The 17,393-nt window shown below is 62.8% G+C and carries 17 protein-coding genes; 5 read left to right on the forward strand and 12 right to left on the reverse strand.

Annotated elements, in window-relative coordinates; genetic code table 11:
- Nucleotides 1-27: 27 nt before the first annotated feature.
- The 4 genes from AB5Y54_RS01055 to AB5Y54_RS01070 all read right to left on the reverse strand — a co-directional run bounded on the left by AB5Y54_RS01055 (nucleotide 28) and on the right by AB5Y54_RS01070 (nucleotide 3,585).
- Nucleotides 28-1,308, reverse strand: a complete 1,281-nt coding sequence (locus AB5Y54_RS01055; protein WP_010675978.1) for a sigma 54-interacting transcriptional regulator — start codon at nucleotides 1,306-1,308, stop codon at nucleotides 28-30.
- Nucleotides 1,309-1,362: 54 nt separating this feature from the next.
- The gene (locus tag AB5Y54_RS01060; RefSeq protein WP_039039694.1) at nucleotides 1,363-1,872 is read right to left on the reverse strand and encodes a hypothetical protein; all 510 of its coding nucleotides are present in this window, start codon (nucleotides 1,870-1,872) and stop codon (nucleotides 1,363-1,365) included.
- 105 nt (nucleotides 1,873-1,977) lie between these two features.
- A complete protein-coding gene (locus AB5Y54_RS01065; protein WP_368153122.1) occupies nucleotides 1,978-3,390 on the reverse strand; it encodes a sensor histidine kinase in 1,413 nt (470 codons plus the stop codon).
- Between the two features lie 102 nt (nucleotides 3,391-3,492).
- Complete coding sequence (locus AB5Y54_RS01070; protein WP_010675981.1) at nucleotides 3,493-3,585, reverse strand: YnhF family membrane protein; 93 nt, start codon at nucleotides 3,583-3,585, stop codon at nucleotides 3,493-3,495.
- Between the two features lie 125 nt (nucleotides 3,586-3,710).
- On the opposite strand from AB5Y54_RS01070, the gene folK reads away from it, so the two are divergent.
- Entirely contained in the window at nucleotides 3,711-4,322 is a 612-nt protein-coding gene (gene folK, locus AB5Y54_RS01075) for a 2-amino-4-hydroxy-6-hydroxymethyldihydropteridine diphosphokinase (protein ID WP_234922625.1), read from the forward strand.
- Here folK and AB5Y54_RS01080 read toward each other — a convergent pair.
- Nucleotides 4,315-5,019, reverse strand: a complete 705-nt coding sequence (locus AB5Y54_RS01080) for an SDR family oxidoreductase (RefSeq protein WP_039039618.1) — start codon at nucleotides 5,017-5,019, stop codon at nucleotides 4,315-4,317. The genes folK and AB5Y54_RS01080 overlap by 8 nt on opposite strands.
- A 159-nt stretch (nucleotides 5,020-5,178) precedes the next feature.
- Between AB5Y54_RS01080 and AB5Y54_RS01085 the strand changes: the two genes are divergently transcribed.
- Both AB5Y54_RS01085 and AB5Y54_RS01090 read left to right on the forward strand, forming a co-directional pair.
- On the forward strand, nucleotides 5,179-5,583 hold the full coding sequence (locus AB5Y54_RS01085; protein ID WP_029314862.1) for a CBS domain-containing protein: 405 nt from the start codon (nucleotides 5,179-5,181) through the stop codon (nucleotides 5,581-5,583).
- Nucleotides 5,584-5,832: 249 nt separating this feature from the next.
- Nucleotides 5,833-6,597, forward strand: a complete 765-nt coding sequence (locus tag AB5Y54_RS01090) for an ABC transporter substrate-binding protein (RefSeq protein ID WP_043153932.1) — start codon at nucleotides 5,833-5,835, stop codon at nucleotides 6,595-6,597.
- Between the two features lie 101 nt (nucleotides 6,598-6,698).
- On the opposite strand, the gene asnC is transcribed toward AB5Y54_RS01090, so the two are convergent.
- On the reverse strand, nucleotides 6,699-7,160 hold the full coding sequence (gene asnC, locus AB5Y54_RS01095; RefSeq protein WP_010675986.1) for a transcriptional regulator AsnC: 462 nt from the start codon (nucleotides 7,158-7,160) through the stop codon (nucleotides 6,699-6,701).
- 154 nt (nucleotides 7,161-7,314) lie between these two features.
- Between asnC and asnA the strand changes: the two genes are divergently transcribed.
- Nucleotides 7,315-8,307 (forward strand): aspartate--ammonia ligase, encoded by a 993-nt coding sequence (gene asnA, locus AB5Y54_RS01100; RefSeq protein WP_198497237.1) that lies wholly within the window; start codon nucleotides 7,315-7,317, stop codon nucleotides 8,305-8,307.
- Between the two features lie 216 nt (nucleotides 8,308-8,523).
- Here asnA and AB5Y54_RS01105 read toward each other — a convergent pair whose 3' ends face one another.
- The 4 genes from AB5Y54_RS01105 to rluD all read right to left on the reverse strand — a co-directional run bounded on the left by AB5Y54_RS01105 (nucleotide 8,524) and on the right by rluD (nucleotide 14,070).
- Nucleotides 8,524-9,348 (reverse strand): MBL fold metallo-hydrolase, encoded by an 825-nt coding sequence (locus AB5Y54_RS01105; RefSeq protein ID WP_202040582.1) that lies wholly within the window; start codon nucleotides 9,346-9,348, stop codon nucleotides 8,524-8,526.
- 60 nt (nucleotides 9,349-9,408) lie between these two features.
- Nucleotides 9,409-11,982, reverse strand: a complete 2,574-nt coding sequence (gene clpB / locus AB5Y54_RS01110) for an ATP-dependent chaperone ClpB (RefSeq protein WP_039039623.1) — start codon at nucleotides 11,980-11,982, stop codon at nucleotides 9,409-9,411.
- A gap of 250 nt (nucleotides 11,983-12,232) precedes the next feature.
- A complete protein-coding gene (gene pgeF / locus AB5Y54_RS01115) occupies nucleotides 12,233-12,970 on the reverse strand; it encodes a peptidoglycan editing factor PgeF (RefSeq protein ID WP_368153123.1) in 738 nt (245 codons plus the stop codon).
- Between the two features lie 119 nt (nucleotides 12,971-13,089).
- Nucleotides 13,090-14,070 carry a 23S rRNA pseudouridine(1911/1915/1917) synthase RluD gene (rluD, locus tag AB5Y54_RS01120; RefSeq protein ID WP_053288034.1) on the reverse strand — a complete coding sequence of 327 codons (981 nt, stop codon included), beginning with the start codon at nucleotides 14,068-14,070 and terminating at the stop codon, nucleotides 13,090-13,092.
- A gap of 116 nt (nucleotides 14,071-14,186) precedes the next feature.
- Between rluD and AB5Y54_RS01125 the strand changes: the two genes are divergently transcribed.
- The gene (locus AB5Y54_RS01125; RefSeq protein ID WP_039039695.1) at nucleotides 14,187-14,942 is read left to right on the forward strand and encodes an outer membrane protein assembly factor BamD; all 756 of its coding nucleotides are present in this window, start codon (nucleotides 14,187-14,189) and stop codon (nucleotides 14,940-14,942) included.
- Nucleotides 14,943-15,014: 72 nt separating this feature from the next.
- Here AB5Y54_RS01125 and AB5Y54_RS01130 read toward each other — a convergent pair whose 3' ends face one another.
- The gene (locus AB5Y54_RS01130; RefSeq protein ID WP_049636093.1) at nucleotides 15,015-16,322 is read right to left on the reverse strand and encodes a serine dehydratase subunit alpha family protein; all 1,308 of its coding nucleotides are present in this window, start codon (nucleotides 16,320-16,322) and stop codon (nucleotides 15,015-15,017) included.
- Nucleotides 16,323-16,348: 26 nt separating this feature from the next.
- Nucleotides 16,349-17,020 (reverse strand): transcriptional regulator, encoded by a 672-nt coding sequence (locus tag AB5Y54_RS01135; protein ID WP_010675994.1) that lies wholly within the window; start codon nucleotides 17,018-17,020, stop codon nucleotides 16,349-16,351.
- Nucleotides 17,021-17,393: the final 373 nt, after the last annotated feature.

Consider the following 17,393-nt stretch of genomic DNA (forward strand, 5'->3'; position numbering starts at 1 on the left):
GTCATCGACGGGCCGCCCCTCTGTCATTTATCCCTTCGACTTGAAGTTGGCCGCCTCGATGCCGTGCCGATTCAGCAGCTTGTAGAAGTCGGTGCGGTTTCTCCCCGCCATGTTGGCCGCCAGGGTCACATTGCCTTCCGTGGTGCGCAGCAGCCGGATCAGGTACTCCTTTTCAAACTCGGCCCGCGCCTCGTTGAACGAGGGAATGCCGCCACCGCCGCCACTCAGGGCCGACTCCACCATGGCCGCGCCGATCACCGGGCTGCAGCAGAGGCTCGCGAGCTGCTCCACCACCCCGCAGAGCTGGCGCACGTTGCCCGGCCAGGCCGCGGCGGCCAGCAGGGCCAGCGCCTCCGGCGAGAAGCCGAGGGCGGCGCAATCGGGGTGACGGTTGCGGTAATCGTCCAGCGCCTGACGGGCCAGCAGGGGGATGTCCTCGCTGCGGGCGCTCAGCGGCGGCAGAGTGATGTTGGCCACGTTGAGGCGGTAGAAGAGATCCTCGCGAAAACGCCCCTCTTCCATGGCGGTCACCAGATCCTGATGGCTGGAGCTGATGACCCGCACCTCGGGGGTACCCTGACCATACTCCGCCAGCACCTGGAGCAACTTGGCCTGGAGTGACTCCGACAGATCCCCTATCTCGTCGAGGAAGAGGGTGCCGCCTTTGGCCTCGGCAAACAGGCCGGACTGGCCATCCTCGCCAAACAGCTGCAAGTCCAGCGCGGGCCAGGGCAGAGCCGCACAGTTGATGGTATGCAGCGGCTTGTCGCGGCGGTGGCTGGCCTGGTGCAGCGCCTGGGTCATCACCCCCTTGCCGGCGCCGGAGGGGCCCAGGATCAGCACGGGCACGTCCATGGTGGCGATGCTGCTCGCCTGGATCAGCAACTGCTCCATCTGCGGGTTGCGGGTCTGGATGAGGGACTGCCACTCCTGCTGCTGCTTCGGACGGGTCAGGCTGAGAGCATGTTCTATGGTGACCAGCAGCTCGTCCTTGTCGATGGGCTTGGTGAGGAAGCTGAACACCCCGGAGCGGGTCGCCTGGATGGCGTCGGGAATGGTGCCGTGGGCGGTCATGATGATCACCGGCATGCCGAGCCACTGGGACTGGATCCGCTCGAACAGCGCCAGCCCGTCCATGCCCCCCATGCGCAGATCGCTCAGCACCAGGTCGGCCCGCTGCTGGCGCAGCCTGTCCAGCGCTCCTTCGGCGCTGTCGGCGGTATCCACCTCGTAACCCTGGCTGCGCAGGCGCATGCTCATCAGCTTGAGCAGGCTGGCATCATCGTCCACCAGCAGAATACGGCTCATGCTCTCACCTCCTCTTGGCGAAAAACGCGATCATTGCGGCGCGGTCCGGAGCTGTCATGGCTGACCTCCCCCATTGAGCTTACGCTGGTTGAGCTGCTCGTCGATGGCGGAGAGCTGCTCTATCTGCTGGCGCAGACGCTTCACCTCCTGACTCTGATCGTCGCGGCGGCTGTCTCGCACCAGCAGCTCCTCCCCGAGGGCGATCCAGCTGCGCAGGAAGGCCTGGGCATCGAGACCGAGCTCCGGCAACAGAGCCTTCAGCTGATCCAGCCCGGCCCGGCGGCTGGCCACCGATTCGGACGGGTGGGTGTTGACCATGGCCAGGCTGACCCGGCTCTCGAGGTCGGTGGCGCCGGCCAGTCGCTGGCGCTCCTGCATCCGCTGCTGGGGATGGCTGGCCAGCAGCCAGTCCGAGTATTGCAGGCGCACCTGCATCTCCTTGTTGGCAAACTCCATCCGCCTGGCGATCGCCTCCTGGGAAGGCTCGGTGAGGCTGGTAGAAGGCAGCAGGGAACAGCCAGCGAGCAGGCCTATCATCAATACGGGAATCACAAATCGTTTCATCTTGAATGTCACTTCAGATCCTGGTGGGGAACAGGCACCTGCCCGCTCCTCTCAATATTCGGTGTCAAGGCGCCACCCGCACCTGCGGGGTCGCCGCCACGCCCGTCAGCTCGGGCGCACGTTCAAATCCAGCCGGAAACAGACATCCGCCTGGGCATCCTCGATCAGCCTGAGCTCGCCGCCCAGACTCATGGCAGACTCCCGGGCAATGGAGAGGCCCATGCCGGAGCCTTTCAGCAATCCCTGGCGCACTATGCTGCCCTGTTCAAAGGGCTCGAAGATGCGCTCCCGCTCGTCTGGCGGGATGACAGGCCCTTCGTTGGCCACCTCCAGCCAGCCGCCGCCCGCTCCCGCCCCGGCGCGGATCCAGATCTGTCCGCCCCTGGCGCCATAGCTGACCGCGTTGGAAAAGAGATTGTCGAGGATGAGTCGCAGGCGGTAGGGCTCTGCCCGCAGGCTGATGGGCTCGGGCGGCAAGTGTACACTGATTTGCTTGGATTCCAGCGCGAGCCGGTACTCTTCGGACAAGTCTGACAACAAGGGCGCCAGGGGCACCTCGGACAGGGTGAACACCTCCTGCTGGCTGAGGCGATTGAAGTCGAGCAGCCGCTCGATCAGGGTCTGCAGACGGCGGCTGTTCTCCTCCAGCATCTGGCAGATCTCCTGCTGATCCCCGTTGAGGGGCCCCACCAGCTGCTCCGAGAGCAGATCAGCCCCCTCCCGCAGCACGGCAAGGGGGGTTTTCAGCTCGTGGGATACGTGGCGCAGGAACTGGTATTTCTGCTGTTCCAGCTCCTTGAGCTTGTCGTGCAGCCAGCTGATCCGCTCCCCCAGCAGCACCAGTTCGGCCGGGCCATCCACCGGGCGCTGATCCGGCTCGACGCCTGCGCCCAGACTCAGGATCCGCGACTCAATCTGACGTACCGGGTGGATGATGAGGTAGGTAAAGAGCAGTACCAACAGCAGGCTGAGCCCGACCACGAAGCCGCTGACCCACCAGATCTGCTGTTTCAGCTCCACGATGGCGCCCCGCATGCGGGTCACGTGATCATCCACCTGGCTGCGGGTGACCACCTCCAGTTGCTGGTTCAGTTCGTTGAAATTGGTGAAACGGGGGCTGGTCGCCTCCTGCCTGGCCTTGCGCAGATCCTGCAGGCCGTCGAGCCAGACCAGCGCCACCTCGAGATCTCCGTAGACCTCGGCATCCGGGATGGAGTCCTGATGGGTCGCGAGCAGTTCCCGGTAGCGCACCAGCTGCTGCCGATAACTGGCCAGGATGCGGTCATCACCCAGGACCGCATAGCGGCGCAGGGCGCGCTCCAGATCGATGGCCTGGGTGGATAGCAGCGTCGCCCGGCGAGTGTCCCGCACCGCACGTTCCATCTCGTCGCTGGTGAGCTGGCCCAGGTGGGAGAGAGCCTGACTGTCGTGCCAGATCATGCCCCCCAGGGGCATCAGCACCAGCACGAAGCCCATCAGTACTACCTGGAGCAGGGAGCGGGGCCGAACCTTGGTCATCTTCTGCGGTCTCGATTCGTCATGGGGGAGCCAGCATATCCGCACTGCCCCAAAAAGCAAAACCGGCCATAAAGCCGGTTTGATTGCTCACCGAGGCCGGATTCACGCCAGGCCGACGGACGCCACACAGATGACAATGATCATGGCAAGGGCCCCTGATGCGGCCAACAGTGCCCATTTCATTTCTACGCTCATGCAAACCTCCTTTCTGCCAATCAGCGTTGGATCACAACAGATAACGACATGTTAATTCATAGTGAATCCCATAACCGTGAGCTGCGTATATATTTCAGACGAGCCCAACCCAAGGAATGGAAAGCATGTTTTACCTCTGTAGCATTGGATCCAATCTCGACCCCGCCCTGCACGTCAGTCAGGTCGTCGCCGAATTGCTGGCCCGCTTTGGTCGCCTTCACCTGAGTTCCGTCATCCAGACCAAGCCCGTGGGCATGCATTCGCGCCACGACTTCCTCAACTGCCTGTTCGTCGTCCAGAGCGACCTCTCTCCCGTCCAGCTCAAGGCCGAGTTTGTCACCATGGAGCTGGCCCATGGTCGGGATCGCAACAACCCCCTGTGCAAGGTGGCGGACAGGCCACTGGACATCGACATACTGGCCTGCGGCGAACGGGATGACTTCGCCGAGGCCGGGGTGGATGCCTACCTGGGGGATCTGCTGGCGGAGATGTATCAGGGCGGCAGTGTGGACTCCGGCAAGGTGACCCTCGGCCTGCCGGGCAGCAAGGTGTTTGCGAAGCAGCGCATCGGCCAGGCCCCCATCCATCTCTGCCAACAAGACGAGGCCCTGCTTCCCGGCAACGGCCACCCCGGCCCCCCTTCCCGGCACGCCGCCATCCGGCACCCTGGAGCCGTTCACACGCATGAGGCGCCCAAAGGCGCCTCATGTCATGGCGGCCCGCCTTGCCCTAGATGACGGCGAGGGCGCGCCCCCCGTCCACCCGGATGCTGGCCCCGGTCATGTAGTCGTTCTTCATCAGCATCTGTACCGCCTGCCAGATGGGCTCCAGACCCCCTTCCCGCGCCAGCGGCGTCTTCGCCAGCACCTGCTGGCGCCAGTCATCCCCGTGCTCGTCGAGAAACAGGATGGGGCCAGGCTCTATGGTGTTGACCCGCACGGCGGGTGCCAGTTCGCGGGCAAAGCTCATGGCCAGGGAATGGGCTCCCGCCTTGGTGGCCACGTAGGCGGCAAACTGGGGCGCCGGGGCATGGATGTAGATATCGGTGATGTGGATGATGCCCCCGTTGGGCTGGCGGGCAAGGGCGGGCGCCAGCGCCCGGTTGAGCTGGAAGGGAGCCGCCATGTGTACCCGGTAGAACTGATCAAACTGGGCCAGCTGCACCGCAGGATCCGCCGCCTGGGGCTCGAAGGCGGAGGCATTGTGGATGATCAGGGCAAGATCCTCATGGGCCGCCAGCGCCGTCACCACGGCGCCCACCTCCTCTTCCCGGGTGAAGTCCGCCTGTACCAGCTCGACGCCCACGTCTCGCAGACGATCCAGCTCGGGCCGTTCGCTGCGATAGCTGCCCGTCACCTGCCAGCCAGCGGCCACCAGCTGTTCGCACAGATAGAATCCCAGGCGACGGCCACAGCCCGTTACCAATGCACGCATACCCTCTCCTTGTGGTTGTCGCCCTCCCCGATCCATTCAGGATCGCACGGAGGGCCCATTCATCGGCCATGACCTATCGATGTCCGAGGCAAAACCCATTGGCCCCCTGTCATGGCCACCGGGCATAGTGGTCCCATCGACCCCCATGGAGCCACCATCATGCTACAAATTCGCGATCATATGCAGCCATTGACCCACTCACTGCACCCCGGCCTCGGTCTGGCCGAGGCGCTGGACAGACTCCATCGGGCAAACCTGGGGGGCCTGCCGGTACTGGATGACCATCAGCACCTCGTCGGATTTCTCTCCGAGCAGGATTGCATTCCCGCCCTGCTCACGGGCAGCTATCACTGCGACACCCGTACTCTGGTCGAAGATCTGATGAGCCGGACCCCGCTGTTCGTCTCTCCTGATGACAACATCGTTGATCTCGCCCGCCAGATGGCCGGGGCCAGACCCAAGGTCTATCCGGTAATGGAGGGAGGCAAGGTGACGGGCATCATCAGCCGTCGTCAGGTGATGCAGGCCCTCAACACCCAGATGAAACAGTGTCAGGCAACCTGAGTCAGGCCACCTCGCACACGTTTCATGCCGACTACCCTCCCGCCCACAGCCGGCGAGTGGCTGGTCCATCCCGCCCGACTCTGCCACGGGGCGGCCTGTCGAGGCAGCGCCGCCCTCCTCCCACCGGCACCGTTCGTTTGTCCCCTCCCCATTTCAGGGTTTGCCATCCGTGGTCGTCTCTAGTTAGATAGGTGCCGGTCACAGTCCCTGCCGGATGCGACCCCGTCCCGAGTGCTCAGGAGATGTAACGTGCGACGCTTGCTCGTATTCTGCTTTCTGCTGCCCTGCTGGCTGTCAGCTAGGGAGTTGGTCATTGGTGGCATCCAGGAGCCCCCTCTCAAGTGGCTGGATGCACAAGGACACCCTCGCGGGCTGGATGTGGATCTCGTCACCGCCATCTTCGGCACGCTCCATACCCCCATCAGGATTGAGCTCATCGATTCGGGAGCCAGGCTCACCCGCAATGCCGAAAGCGGCTTCTATGATCTGCTGCTGGCCCACTCCTACAAACCGGAGCGGGAGGCCTATCTGCTCTACCCCAAACAGGCCCATATGCTCCATAGCTGGCACTTCTTCATACGCAAGGAGTCCGCAGGCCTGATCCACTATGACCATCTGACGGATCTCAAACCCTGGCGTATCGGTGTCACCCGGGATTTCTCCTATACCCCCGAGCTCGCGGCAGCCATGACAGACCCGAGCTATCACTTCCAGGAGATCCCCATCAACCAGCTGCAACTGCGAAAACTCATTGCCGGTCGTATCGACGTGGTGCCCATGTCCCTGGTCACCGCCTTCACCCAGATAAGAGAGGAGGGACTGGAAGGCAAGCTCGACTACCTGCCAAAACCCCTCAAGACCAGCCCCTACTTCAATGCCTGGACCCGTTCCCGGGCCGATGCCGACACCCCGGCCCTGATGGCCGCCTATGATGCCGAATTGCTGCACATGAAGCGGGACGGCCGGCTCAAGGCCCTCTACGACAAATATGGCATCCCCTATATCGAACCCTGACCCACCGGTCAGGGTGTCATTGCCCACAGGGTCGAGTTCTGCTGCGCGAACAGGGTCTATCACGGGAGAGGGATCTCTACGCCCCCCTCAGACCACCCGACTCAAGGCTTCACATCCCGCAGGATCGGGTTTTGCAGCGAAATCAGCGTCTCGGTGGACTGGATCTCGTCGATGGTCTGGATCTTGTGGATCAGTACCGTCTGCAACTCGTCGATGGAGCGGGTCATCACCTTCATGAAGATGCTGTAGTGGCCGGTGGTGTAGTAGGCCTCCACCACCTCGTCCAGCGCCTGCAGCTTGGCCAGGGCCGACGGGTAATCCTTGGCGCTCTTGAGGTTGATCCCGATGAAGCAGCAGACGTCGTAGCCCAGCTTCTTGGGGTTCACCTGCACCCGCGTTCCCTCGATGATGCCCGCCTGCTTCATCTTCTCTACCCGCACGTGGATGGTGCCCGGGCTCACCAGCAGTTGTTTGGCCAGCTCGGCGTAAGGCAGGCGCGCATTCTCCATCAGGGCGGTGAGGATGGCCTGATCGAGATTATCGATCCGATAATTTTCTGACACTTTTTTGCCCTCCTTTTAATGATTCATCATTAATTGATGGCTTATTTTGAAGAAAAAAACACACAAAACCTATTTCAATTATCGAATATTGAATTTAGTTGGCATTCTGTTGAAGAATCACCGCATTCAACGGATTCACGACAGGTAATTCAGCATGAAACAGCACTACATCCGCAGCCAACAGCAGATCAGCTTCGTCAAAGAGATGTTCTCCCGCCAACTCGCACTGCAACTCGGCCTGATGGAGGTACAAGCCCCCATTCTGAGCCGGGTCGGTGACGGCACCCAGGACAACCTCTCCGGCTGCGAGCATGCAGTGCAGGTCAAGGTGAAAACCCTGCCGGAGCACAGCTATGAGGTGGTCCACTCCCTGGCCAAGTGGAAGCGCCAGACCCTAGGCCGCTTCGGTTTCGGCCCGGGTGAAGGCATCTACACCCACATGAAGGCACTGCGTCCGGACGAGGATCGTCTCAGCCCCATTCACTCCGTCTACGTCGACCAGTGGGACTGGGAGAAGGTGATGCCGGGCGAGCGCCGGGATCTGGCCTATCTGCAGGAGACGGTGCGCGGCATCTGGGCCGCCATCAAGGCCACCGAGCGCGCGGTCTGTGCCGAGCACGACCTGACCCCCTTCCTGCCGGCGGATATTCAGTTCCTGCACAGTGAAGAGCTGCTGACCCGCTACCCGGACCTCGATGCCAAGGGACGCGAGCGCGCCATCGCCAAAGAGCTGGGGGCGGTCTTCCTCATCGGCATCGGTGGCGCCCTCTCCCACGGCGAACGCCACGACGTCCGTGCCCCGGACTACGACGACTGGAGCAGCGAGAGCGAGCTCGGGCTGGCGGGTCTGAACGGTGACATCCTGGTGTGGAACCCGGTGCTGGAAGACAGCTTCGAGATCTCCTCCATGGGGATCCGGGTGGACGCAGAGGCCCTGCGCCGCCAGCTCGCCATCACCGGGGACGAGGATCGCCTGCAATACGACTGGCATCAGGATCTGCTGGCAGCACGCATGCCGCAAACCATCGGCGGTGGCATCGGCCAATCCCGCCTCGCCATGCTGCTGCTGCAAAAGGAGCACATCGGTCAGGTCCAAGTCGGCGTCTGGCCGGCGGAGATGAAAGCCAGCATCCCAGGTATGCTGTAAGAGATTGATTTGATTGCATCTGGTCTCGCGGCGCGAGAGTAGATGCAAGAGAGAAGCTGGTCAGCCGGGGTGGAGAGCGTATCCCGGCTGACTGTAAGGCGGGTATGGTCGCTGACTGTGCCTGCCGACCCCGGGGCTTGCCCCTGCGATCCGCTCAACCCACGTCAGATCGCATCGAATACATTCCTCTCGGCAATCCTCGGATTGCCGTTTTTTTTACGCCGAAAAACTGTGCTCAAAACCCGCCCCGATCTGGTGCTGGCGCGGCAGCCCCGCCTTTCTGCTGCCGGTGCAGTGGCAGGCAAACAACCGCTCCACCGCCTCTTCCTGCAGATAGGCTCCGAGCGCCACCGCCCGCTGCGGGCCGGAAAACTTCAGGTGCAGGCCGCCGATGACGGCGTGGATCCGCTCGTCGCCACACACCTCCTTGGCCCACTCGATGATGTTCTCGACCCCGGCGTGACCGCAGCCGATAAAGACGATGAACCCCTGCTCGCTCTTGTAGGCCAGCGCCGAGTCGTCGCTGATAAGGTCTTTCTCCACCCGCCCACCCCGCACTATGTAGCCGAGTAGCGAAGGCGCAGCCCGGTCGCGTCGCACAATGCTGCCGAGGAACACCAGACGATCCGAGAGCCACATCGGCTCGGACGAGCAGTGGGGAAGCAAGCCTCTGGCCGACAGCGACTCCCGATCCAGCGCCCCCGACAGGCGATAGAGGTTGCGCCGCCAGAAGGGCAGCGACAGGAAGTAGCCCCGCTCGCAGAACACGTCCGGACAGGCGATGAGCGGGATGGGTCTTGGATAGGCGGGCAGCGAGCCGACCCCGCCCACATGGTCGTAATGACCGTGAGAGAGCACCACATGGGTGAGAGAGGCGAGATCGATCCCCATCACGGCGGCGTTGTGGCACAGCGCCCGGCCACGGCCGCTGTCGAACAGCACCCTGAGGCCGTCACACTCCAGCAGCAGCGCCAACCCTCGCTCGGGCAGACAGCCAGACAGATGAACGTCGTCATCCACCAGCACGGAAAACTTCAGCATCTCAATCCCTCAGAAAACAAAACGCAGGCACGAGGCCTGCGTTTTTCATCGACAATCCCATTACTGGGTCATGGTGAGGCCGTTGCTGTCGGCCCCCAGCCGCAGTGTCTTGCCCGGGATGACCCGACCGCTGAGCAGGGCCTGGGCCAGCGGGTTCTCCACCTTCTGCTGGATCGCCCGCTTGAGGGGGCGCGCCCCGTAGACGGGATCGAACCCGGCGTGAACCAGCTTGGTCAGCAGCTCCTCGCTCACCTCCACCTCGAAGCCCTGGGACTCCAGACGGCTCATCAGGCTCTTGAGCTGGATACGGGCGATGGACTTGATGTGCTCCTCACCGAGGGGGTGGAACACCACGGTCTCGTCGATCCGGTTGATGAACTCCGGCCGGAAGCTGCGGGTCAGCACCTCCATCAGCATGGCCTTCATCTCGTCGTAATCCTTCTCGGAGTGGTGCTCCTGAATGAGATCCGAACCGAGGTTGGAGGTCATGATCACCACGGTGTTGCGGAAGTCCACGGTACGCCCCTGACCGTCGGTCAGGCGGCCATCGTCCAGCACCTGCAACAGGATGTTGAACACGTCCGGGTGGGCCTTCTCCACCTCGTCCAGCAGGATCACCGAGTAGGGGCGACGACGCACCGCCTCGGTCAGATAACCGCCTTCTTCATAACCCACGTATCCCGGAGGCGCCCCCACCAGACGGGCCACGCTGTGTTTCTCCATGAACTCGGACATGTCGATCCGCACCATGGCGTCCTGGGTATCGAACAGGAACTCCGCCAGCGCCTTGCACAGCTCGGTCTTGCCCACCCCGGTGGGGCCGAGGAAGAGGAAGGAGCCGATGGGGCGGTTCGGGTCGGACAGCCCGGCACGAGAGCGACGAATGGCGTTGGAGACGGCGTCCACCGCCTCTTCCTGGCCGATCACCCGGCTGTGCAGCTGATCCTCCATCCGCAGCAGCTTCTCCCGTTCCCCTTCCAGCATGCGGGCCACCGGAATGCCAGTCCAGCGGGCCAGGACGTCGGCGATCTCCACGTCGGTGACCCGGTTACGCAGCAGGCTGGTCTCCTGCATCTCGGCCTGGGTGGCGAGATCCAGCTGTTTCTCCAGCTCCGGGATGCGGCCGTACTGCAACTCGGACATGCGGCCCAAGTCCCCTGCGCGGCGCGCCACCTCGAGATCCTGACGGGCCTGCTCCAGTGCCGCCTTGATGTGCTGAGTCCCGGCGAGGGCAGCCTTCTCGGCCTTCCACACCTCTTCCAGCTCGTTGTATTCCCGCTCTTTTTCCGTCAGCTCCTGATTGAGCAGATCGAGGCGCTTGCGGCTGGCGTCATCGTCCTCCTTCATCAGCGCCTGCTGCTCCAGCTTGAGCTGGATGATGCGCCGCTCGAGCCGGTCCAGGGATTCCGGCTTGGAGTCGATCTGGAGCCGGATGCTGGCCGCCGCCTCGTCGATGAGGTCGATGGCCTTGTCAGGCAGCTGGCGATCCGCGATGTAGCGGTGGGAGAGCTGGGCCGCCGCGACGATGGCGGGGTCGGTGATCTGCACATGGTGGTGCAGCTCGTAGCGCTCCTTCAGGCCACGCAGGATGGCGATGGTGTCCTCCACCGAGGGCTCCTCCACCAGCACCTTCTGGAAACGGCGCTCCAGCGCGGCATCCTTCTCCACGTACTGCCTGTACTCATCGAGGGTGGTGGCCCCGACGCAGTGCAGCTCGCCGCGGGCCAGGGCGGGCTTGAGCATGTTGCCCGCATCCATGGCACCCTCGCCCTTGCCGGCACCGACCATGGTGTGCAGCTCGTCCACGAAGAGGATGACGCTGCCCTCCTCCTTGGCCAGATCGTTCAGAACCGCTTTGAGCCGCTCCTCGAACTCGCCGCGATACTTGGCTCCGGCCACCAGGGCCCCCATGTCCAGGGAGAGCACCCGCTTGTTCTTGAGCCCTTCCGGCACTTCGCCATTGATGATGCGCTGGGCCAGCCCCTCGACGATGGCGGTCTTGCCGACGCCGGGTGCGCCGATCAGCACCGGGTTGTTCTTGGTGCGGCGTTGTAGCACCTGGATGGTGCGGCGAATTTCGTCATCCCGGCCGATCACCGGGTCGAGCTTGCCGAGTTCGGCCCGCTCGGTGAGATCGATGGTGTACTTCTCCAGCGCCTGGCGATTCTCCTCGGCGTTGGCATCCTCCACCTTCTTGCCGCCACGGACCTTGTCGATGGCTGCCTCGAGTTTTTCCTTGGTCAGCCCCTGGGCACGCAGCAGCTCGCCCAGCGTCCCCTTCTCGTCCAGGGCCGCCAGCACGAACAGCTCGGACGAGATGAACTGATCCTTGCGCTGCTGGGCCAGCTTGTCGCAGACGTTGAGCAGGCGGCCGAGGCCGTTGGAGAGCTGTACGTCCCCTTCCACCCCACTGACGCGGGGCAGGCGATCCAGCTCCTCGCCGAGGCGCGAGCGCAGGGTATTGATGTCGAGCCCGGTCAGGGTGAGCAGCGGACGAATGGATCCGCCGTCCTGATTGAGCAAGGCGCTCATCAGATGGACGGGTTCGATGAATTGGTGGTCACGACCCAGTGCAAGAGACTGGGCATCGGAAATGGCAATCTGGAATTTGCTGGTCAGGCGATCGAGGCGCATTGCACTCCCCCTTCAAGACAGACGCCGCATGCGCGGCAACAACATCGCTTTCTGACAAGGAAGATGTGGTCTTGAAGGGCAATTTCAAGGGGTGGCTGTTTATTTTTTCCTCAATAGCGGTGACCGAGGGAAAACGACCTCGCAATGGCAGCCTGCCCCCTGAGCCTGCTCGGCAGCAAGACATGGCCGCCGGAGGCCCATCACCAGGGAGTGAAGAGGCACTTGCGGCCACTCGCGAGCGCCTCTTCGGCTATTTTTCCAGCCACACAAGGGAGGCCATGCGACCCGTCTGCCCGTCGCGGCGATAGGAGTAGAAGCGCTCGCTGTCGCTGAAGGTGCAGTATTCGCCGCCATAGATGGCGGTGACGCCGGCGCGGGCGAGGCGCAGTCGGGCCAGCTGGTAGATATCCGCCAGCCATTTCCCTTCGTTGAGGGATGGCACGAATGCAGTCGCCGCTTCCGCCTGCTCCGTCATGAAGGCCTCACGCACTTCGCCACCCACTTCGAACGCGGCGGGACCGATGGCCGGGCCCAACCAGGCCAGGATCTCGCCAGGCTCGCAGCCCATGGTGGCGATGCTTGCCTCCAATACGCCCCCCAGCAATCCGCGCCAACCGGCATGGGCCGCCGCCACTACGGTGCCTGCCCGATCGCAGAACAGCACCGGCAGGCAGTCGGCGGTCATCACAATGCAGGCCTGCCCCGCCTCATGCGTACAGGCGGCATCGGCATCCGGTGCGCGCTCATAATGGTCGCTCACCGGATGGACGGCGATGCCATGTACCTGGTTGAGCCAGTTGAGAGTGCCGGGGATCCCCGCCACCTGTTGCAGTCGGGCGCGGTTGACCTCGACCCTGGCCGGTGCATCGCCCACATGGGCCCCGAGGTTCAGACCGGCAAAGACCCCTTCGCTGGTGCCGCCGTCCCGGGTGGTCGAGAGAGCCCTGACATTGCCCGGCGCGGGCCAGTCGGGTGTGATCCAGTTCATCTGTGGCTCCTTTCGTTCATATGAAAACGGGGCCCCTTGGCTGCAACCAGTCAAGGGGCCCCGCATCAGATCATGGAGGGCAGGTTACGGCAGGAATCGTCGCAAGGCCGCCCTCGGGATCAGTTCCAGACCAGATCGTCAGGATTGGCCAGGGTATCCGCCCGCAGCACTTCCATCAGCGCCACCATGTCCTGCGGCGTGGGGGAGTGCCACTCCATCACTTCACCCGTGATGGGGTGCGCCAGCTTCAGCATGGTGGCGTGCAGCGCCTGACGGTGGAAACCTCGCAGGGCCTCGGTCAGTTCGGGGGTGGCGTTGCGCAGCAGACGCAGACGACCGCCGTAGGCGGGATCCCCCACCAGCGGATGCTTGATGTGGGCCATGTGGACACGGATCTGGTGCGTACGGCCGGTCTCCAGCCGCAACCGCAGACGGGTGTGACCACGGAACTTCTCGTGCACCCGGTAGTGGGTGACGGACTCGCGCCCGTTGGGCACTACGGCCATGTGGGTACGCTGGGTCGGGTGACGACCGATGGGGGCATCGACGGTGCCGCCGGCGGTCATGTGACCGATGGCAATCGCCTCGTACTCACGAGTGATCTGGCGTGCCTGCAGGGCTTCCGCCAGGTGGGTCTGGGCGGGAATGGTCTTGGCCACCACCATCAACCCCGTGGTGTCTTTGTCCAGACGGTGCACGATACCGGCACGGGGGACCTCGGCGATGCCGGGGTAGCGGTGCAGCAGGGCGTTGAGCACGGTGCCGTCCGGCGTACCGGCGCCCGGGTGAACCACCAGGCCGGCCGGCTTGTCGATCACCAGGATGTGTTCATCTTCATAAACGATGTTCAGCTCTATGTTCTGGGCATCCCAGCGGGTGTCGTCTGCCAGTTCCACATTCACATGTACCTGCTGCCCGGCCACCACTTTCTCGCGCGGGGTATTGGCAACCTGACCGTCCAGGGTCACTCTGTCCTGTAAAATCCACTCCTTGATGCGGGTCCGGGAGTAGTCGGGAAACAATTCGGCCAGGGCCTGGTCGAGTCGTTGCCCGAATTGGTGATCCTGAAATTCGCCTGTCAGTTCAATATGCTGGCTCATGTATGGTCTCTTGAGCGGGGGTATCAATTCGAAATAATCCGGGTATTCTAGCTTTTCTTTTAGCCAAGCATAACGGATACTTTGCCAATTTCGTGGAAATGGACCGGATGTTGTTGATGGGAAAGAAGTCTCACCTGCTGATGTCGCTCGCCTTGGTCGCTACTCTGATCACTGGCTGTTCCAGCACCAAACCCAAGGTTCCCGACGAACCGCCGGAAGTTCTGTACCAGAAAGCCCGCATCAAACTGGATACCGGCAACTACCTCAATGCCATCGAACTGCTGGAAGCGCTGGACTCTCGTTACCCGTTCGGTGCCTACTCCAACCAGGTTCAGCTCGATCTCATCTATGCCTACTACAAGCAGGATGATACCGCCCAGGCGATCGCCAACATCGACCGTTTTATCCGCCTGAACCCGGCGCACAAGAACATCGATTACGTCTTCTATATGCGCGGCCTGACCAACATGGCGGCGGATTACAACTTCTTCCAGGATTTCCTCGGCATCAATCGGGATGACAAGGACCCCTCCTACGCCCGTCAGGCCTTCCAGGACTTCAAGACCCTGCTGCAGAACTACCCCAACAGCAGCTATGCAGCCGATGCCCGTGCCCGCATGATCGGCCTGAAGAACCGTCTTGCCCGCTATGACCTGGGGGTAGCCGAGTACTACGTCAAGCGTGACGCCCTGATCGCCGCCGCCAACCGCGCCAAGCTGATCGTCGAGACCTATCCCGACACGGTGGAAACCGAGAAGGCACTGGAAATCATGGTCAACGCCTATGACACCCTGAAGATGCCGACCCTGGCCCAGCATGCCCGCGAAGTGTTGGCCAAGAACTACCCGGACAACCGTCTCGGTCGCGGCTGAGTAGCGAACGGACAATGAAAAACCGGAGCCACTGGCTCCGGTTTTTTTATGGCCGACGGCGGCACTCCGGGGTCACTGGTGCTTACCCTGCTGCTTGGCCCGCATGATGTTGATGATCTCGATGTCGGTATCCAGCATCCCCTCCCTGGAGAGGCGGCCCAGGTTAGCGATGGTCTGGTCCACATCGTCCGAGACGATCCCCTCGCTCTGGGGCACGCGCAGATTGTTGATGGCCATCAGCGAGGATTTCACCGCCGCCGAGGTGGAGGTGGAGACCTTCATGGAGCAGGCGCTGCCGGCGCCGTCGCAGATGATGCCGGAAACATCCCCAATCATGTTGTTGATGCAGTGGCTGATCTGCTCGAACTGGCCCCCCAGCAGCCAGGTGATGGCGGCCCCCGATCCCATGGCGGCGGTACTGGCGGCACACAGGGCGGAGAGCTTGTTCTGGTAGGCTTTGATGTAGATGGCCACCAGGTGGCTCATCACCAGGGCACGGGCTAGCTGCTCGTCATCGGCCTTGAGGAAGCGGGCCGCGGCGACCACCGGCATGGTGGCGGCAATGCCCTGGTTGCCGGAACCGGAATTGGACATGGCGGGCAGCATGGCGCCATCCATCCGCGCATCGGAGGCTGCAGACGACAGGCGCATGGCCAGGGTCATCAGATCGTCGGAAAGCAGCTTGCGTTCAACCTGGTCGGTGAGGATCTTGCCGATGCGCAGGCCATAGCCCTGCAGCCCTTCGTCCGCCAGCGCCTGGTTCATGGTGGCCGCCTCGCGGATGAAGTCGATCTCGGCCAGCGGCACCTCCAGGGCGAAGGCCACGATCTCCTTCAGGGTCATGGCGGGCTTGCCGGCCTTGGCTGGCTGGATCTGCACCCCGGGGGCACTGTCCTGCACCATCAGCACCTCGCCATCCTTCTCCATCAGCACGATGCGGGTATGGTCGGTACAGATCACCACCCGGGCGCTGTGCCCCTCCACTTCGGCCAGCACCTCGGCGTAGAGCACGTCGGGCACATCCTTCACATCCACCTCTATGGTGGGCAGCAGCCCCTTGGCCGCCTCGACCTGATCCGGCGTGAGGCTCTTGAGCACCTCCAGCCCGGCATCCGGGTTGCCACCGGTGATGCCGACGGCAGCGGCCACCGGCAGGCCGATCATGCCGGTGCCGGGCACCCCGACCCCCATGCCGTTCTTGAACAGATTGCCGCTGACCCAGACGCGGGTGCGGGTCGGTACCTGGCCCAGCAGCTTGCGGCAGTTGGCCGCCGCCAGGGCGACCGACATGGGCTCGGTGCAGCCGAGGGCCGGCACCACTTCACGCTTGAGCAGGGTAATAAAGTCGGTCCATTGTGCGTTCATTGCGATGTGTCTCATGTTCATGTCGCCCGCATGCGGGCTCGTCATTGTTGTTCGGCCAGTTCCGCCTTGTGATTGCGGATATGCAGGTAAACGGTATGGCGGGAGATACCGAGCAGTTCGGCCACCAGTTGGGCGGCATCCTTGATCTCGAAGATGCCCATGTCGTAGAGCCGGTGCACGATCGCCTTGTTGCGCACGTTGCTGCCCAGCCCGGGATCCCTGTCCACCTTGGCGATCACCTGCGCCACCAGATCATCCACCGAGCTGGCGAAGGTTTCGGTGCCGTGGGCAGGGGGCACTGCGGGCGGGGCAAAGGTGTCGAGCAGGCTGCCAAGGGGCGTGTCCAGGCTGAAATTCACGCACAGCATGCCGATGGGTTTGCCCTCGCGGTTGCTGATGGTGATGGACGAGGACTTCAGCAGGGTGCCCTCCCGGGTGCGGGAAAAATAGCTGCTCCACTGGCTGCCGGCGGCACTGTGCAACTTGTCGAGCGCAAAATCGGTGACCGGCGCTCCCTCCTGGCGGCCGGTGATGTGGCCGTTGGCAATCTTGATGACGGAGGCATGCAGGCTGTCAAAGGCGTGCAGCACCACCTCGCAACCCGGGCCAAACAGGGCGGACAGCGCCGCCACCGCAGGCTCGAAGCTGGCAATCAGATGGCGCTCTTCATCGGTCAGTGTGCTGGCGTCGCGCAAGGGAGCTACCTCGGTCATGGGGTCATCCGGTCAACGTTGGGTAAGGATATTCAAAGCGGACTCAAATAAAATTGAGCAAATCCGCTTTTTGCGCGGGCATTATGCCCGACTGGTGAGACAACACCACAAAATGTGAGCAAAATCACGACTGAAATGACAAAAAGGCCCCATGAGAGGCCTTCAAGGTGGTTTTTTGGTGCTTTGGCTCAACTTTAATTGAGCCAGGGCTCGCCAGTCAGTCCGGACAGGCAGGCACCACCGCCTGTCTGTTCCCTGCCACGGTCATCCACTCTGGTCATAAAAAAAGGCTATGTCCCAATTACGTGTTGCATGGGGCGCCCCAGCGCCTCATGCAAGCAACGTGGCACATTCACTTCCCGCCCGTAGCGCT

The organism is Aeromonas sp. s9, from assembly GCF_040907765.1.
In the GTDB taxonomy this organism is placed as follows: domain Bacteria; phylum Pseudomonadota; class Gammaproteobacteria; order Enterobacterales; family Aeromonadaceae; genus Aeromonas; species Aeromonas caviae.

Coding starts and splice junctions, on each gene's coding strand:
- AB5Y54_RS01085 (WP_029314862.1), top strand. CDS start 5,179: ATGCTACAAATTCGCGATCATATGCAGCCATTGACCCACTCACTGCAC.
- clpB (WP_039039623.1), bottom strand. CDS start 11,982: ATGCGCCTCGATCGCCTGACCAGCAAATTCCAGATTGCCATTTCCGAT.
- AB5Y54_RS01065 (WP_368153122.1), bottom strand. CDS start 3,390: ATGACCAAGGTTCGGCCCCGCTCCCTGCTCCAGGTAGTACTGATGGGC.
- AB5Y54_RS01055 (WP_010675978.1), bottom strand. CDS start 1,308: ATGAGCCGTATTCTGCTGGTGGACGATGATGCCAGCCTGCTCAAGCTG.
- rluD (WP_053288034.1), bottom strand. CDS start 14,070: ATGAGCCAGCATATTGAACTGACAGGCGAATTTCAGGATCACCAATTC.
- pgeF (WP_368153123.1), bottom strand. CDS start 12,970: ATGAACTGGATCACACCCGACTGGCCCGCGCCGGGCAATGTCAGGGCT.
- asnA (WP_198497237.1), top strand. CDS start 7,315: ATGAAACAGCACTACATCCGCAGCCAACAGCAGATCAGCTTCGTCAAA.
- AB5Y54_RS01105 (WP_202040582.1), bottom strand. CDS start 9,348: ATGCTGAAGTTTTCCGTGCTGGTGGATGACGACGTTCATCTGTCTGGC.
- AB5Y54_RS01130 (WP_049636093.1), bottom strand. CDS start 16,322: ATGAGACACATCGCAATGAACGCACAATGGACCGACTTTATTACCCTG.
- folK (WP_234922625.1), top strand. CDS start 3,711: ATGTTTTACCTCTGTAGCATTGGATCCAATCTCGACCCCGCCCTGCAC.
- AB5Y54_RS01135 (WP_010675994.1), bottom strand. CDS start 17,020: ATGACCGAGGTAGCTCCCTTGCGCGACGCCAGCACACTGACCGATGAA.
- AB5Y54_RS01080 (WP_039039618.1), bottom strand. CDS start 5,019: ATGCGTGCATTGGTAACGGGCTGTGGCCGTCGCCTGGGATTCTATCTG.
- AB5Y54_RS01060 (WP_039039694.1), bottom strand. CDS start 1,872: ATGAAACGATTTGTGATTCCCGTATTGATGATAGGCCTGCTCGCTGGC.
- AB5Y54_RS01125 (WP_039039695.1), top strand. CDS start 14,187: ATGGGAAAGAAGTCTCACCTGCTGATGTCGCTCGCCTTGGTCGCTACT.
- AB5Y54_RS01070 (WP_010675981.1), bottom strand. CDS start 3,585: ATGAGCGTAGAAATGAAATGGGCACTGTTGGCCGCATCAGGGGCCCTT.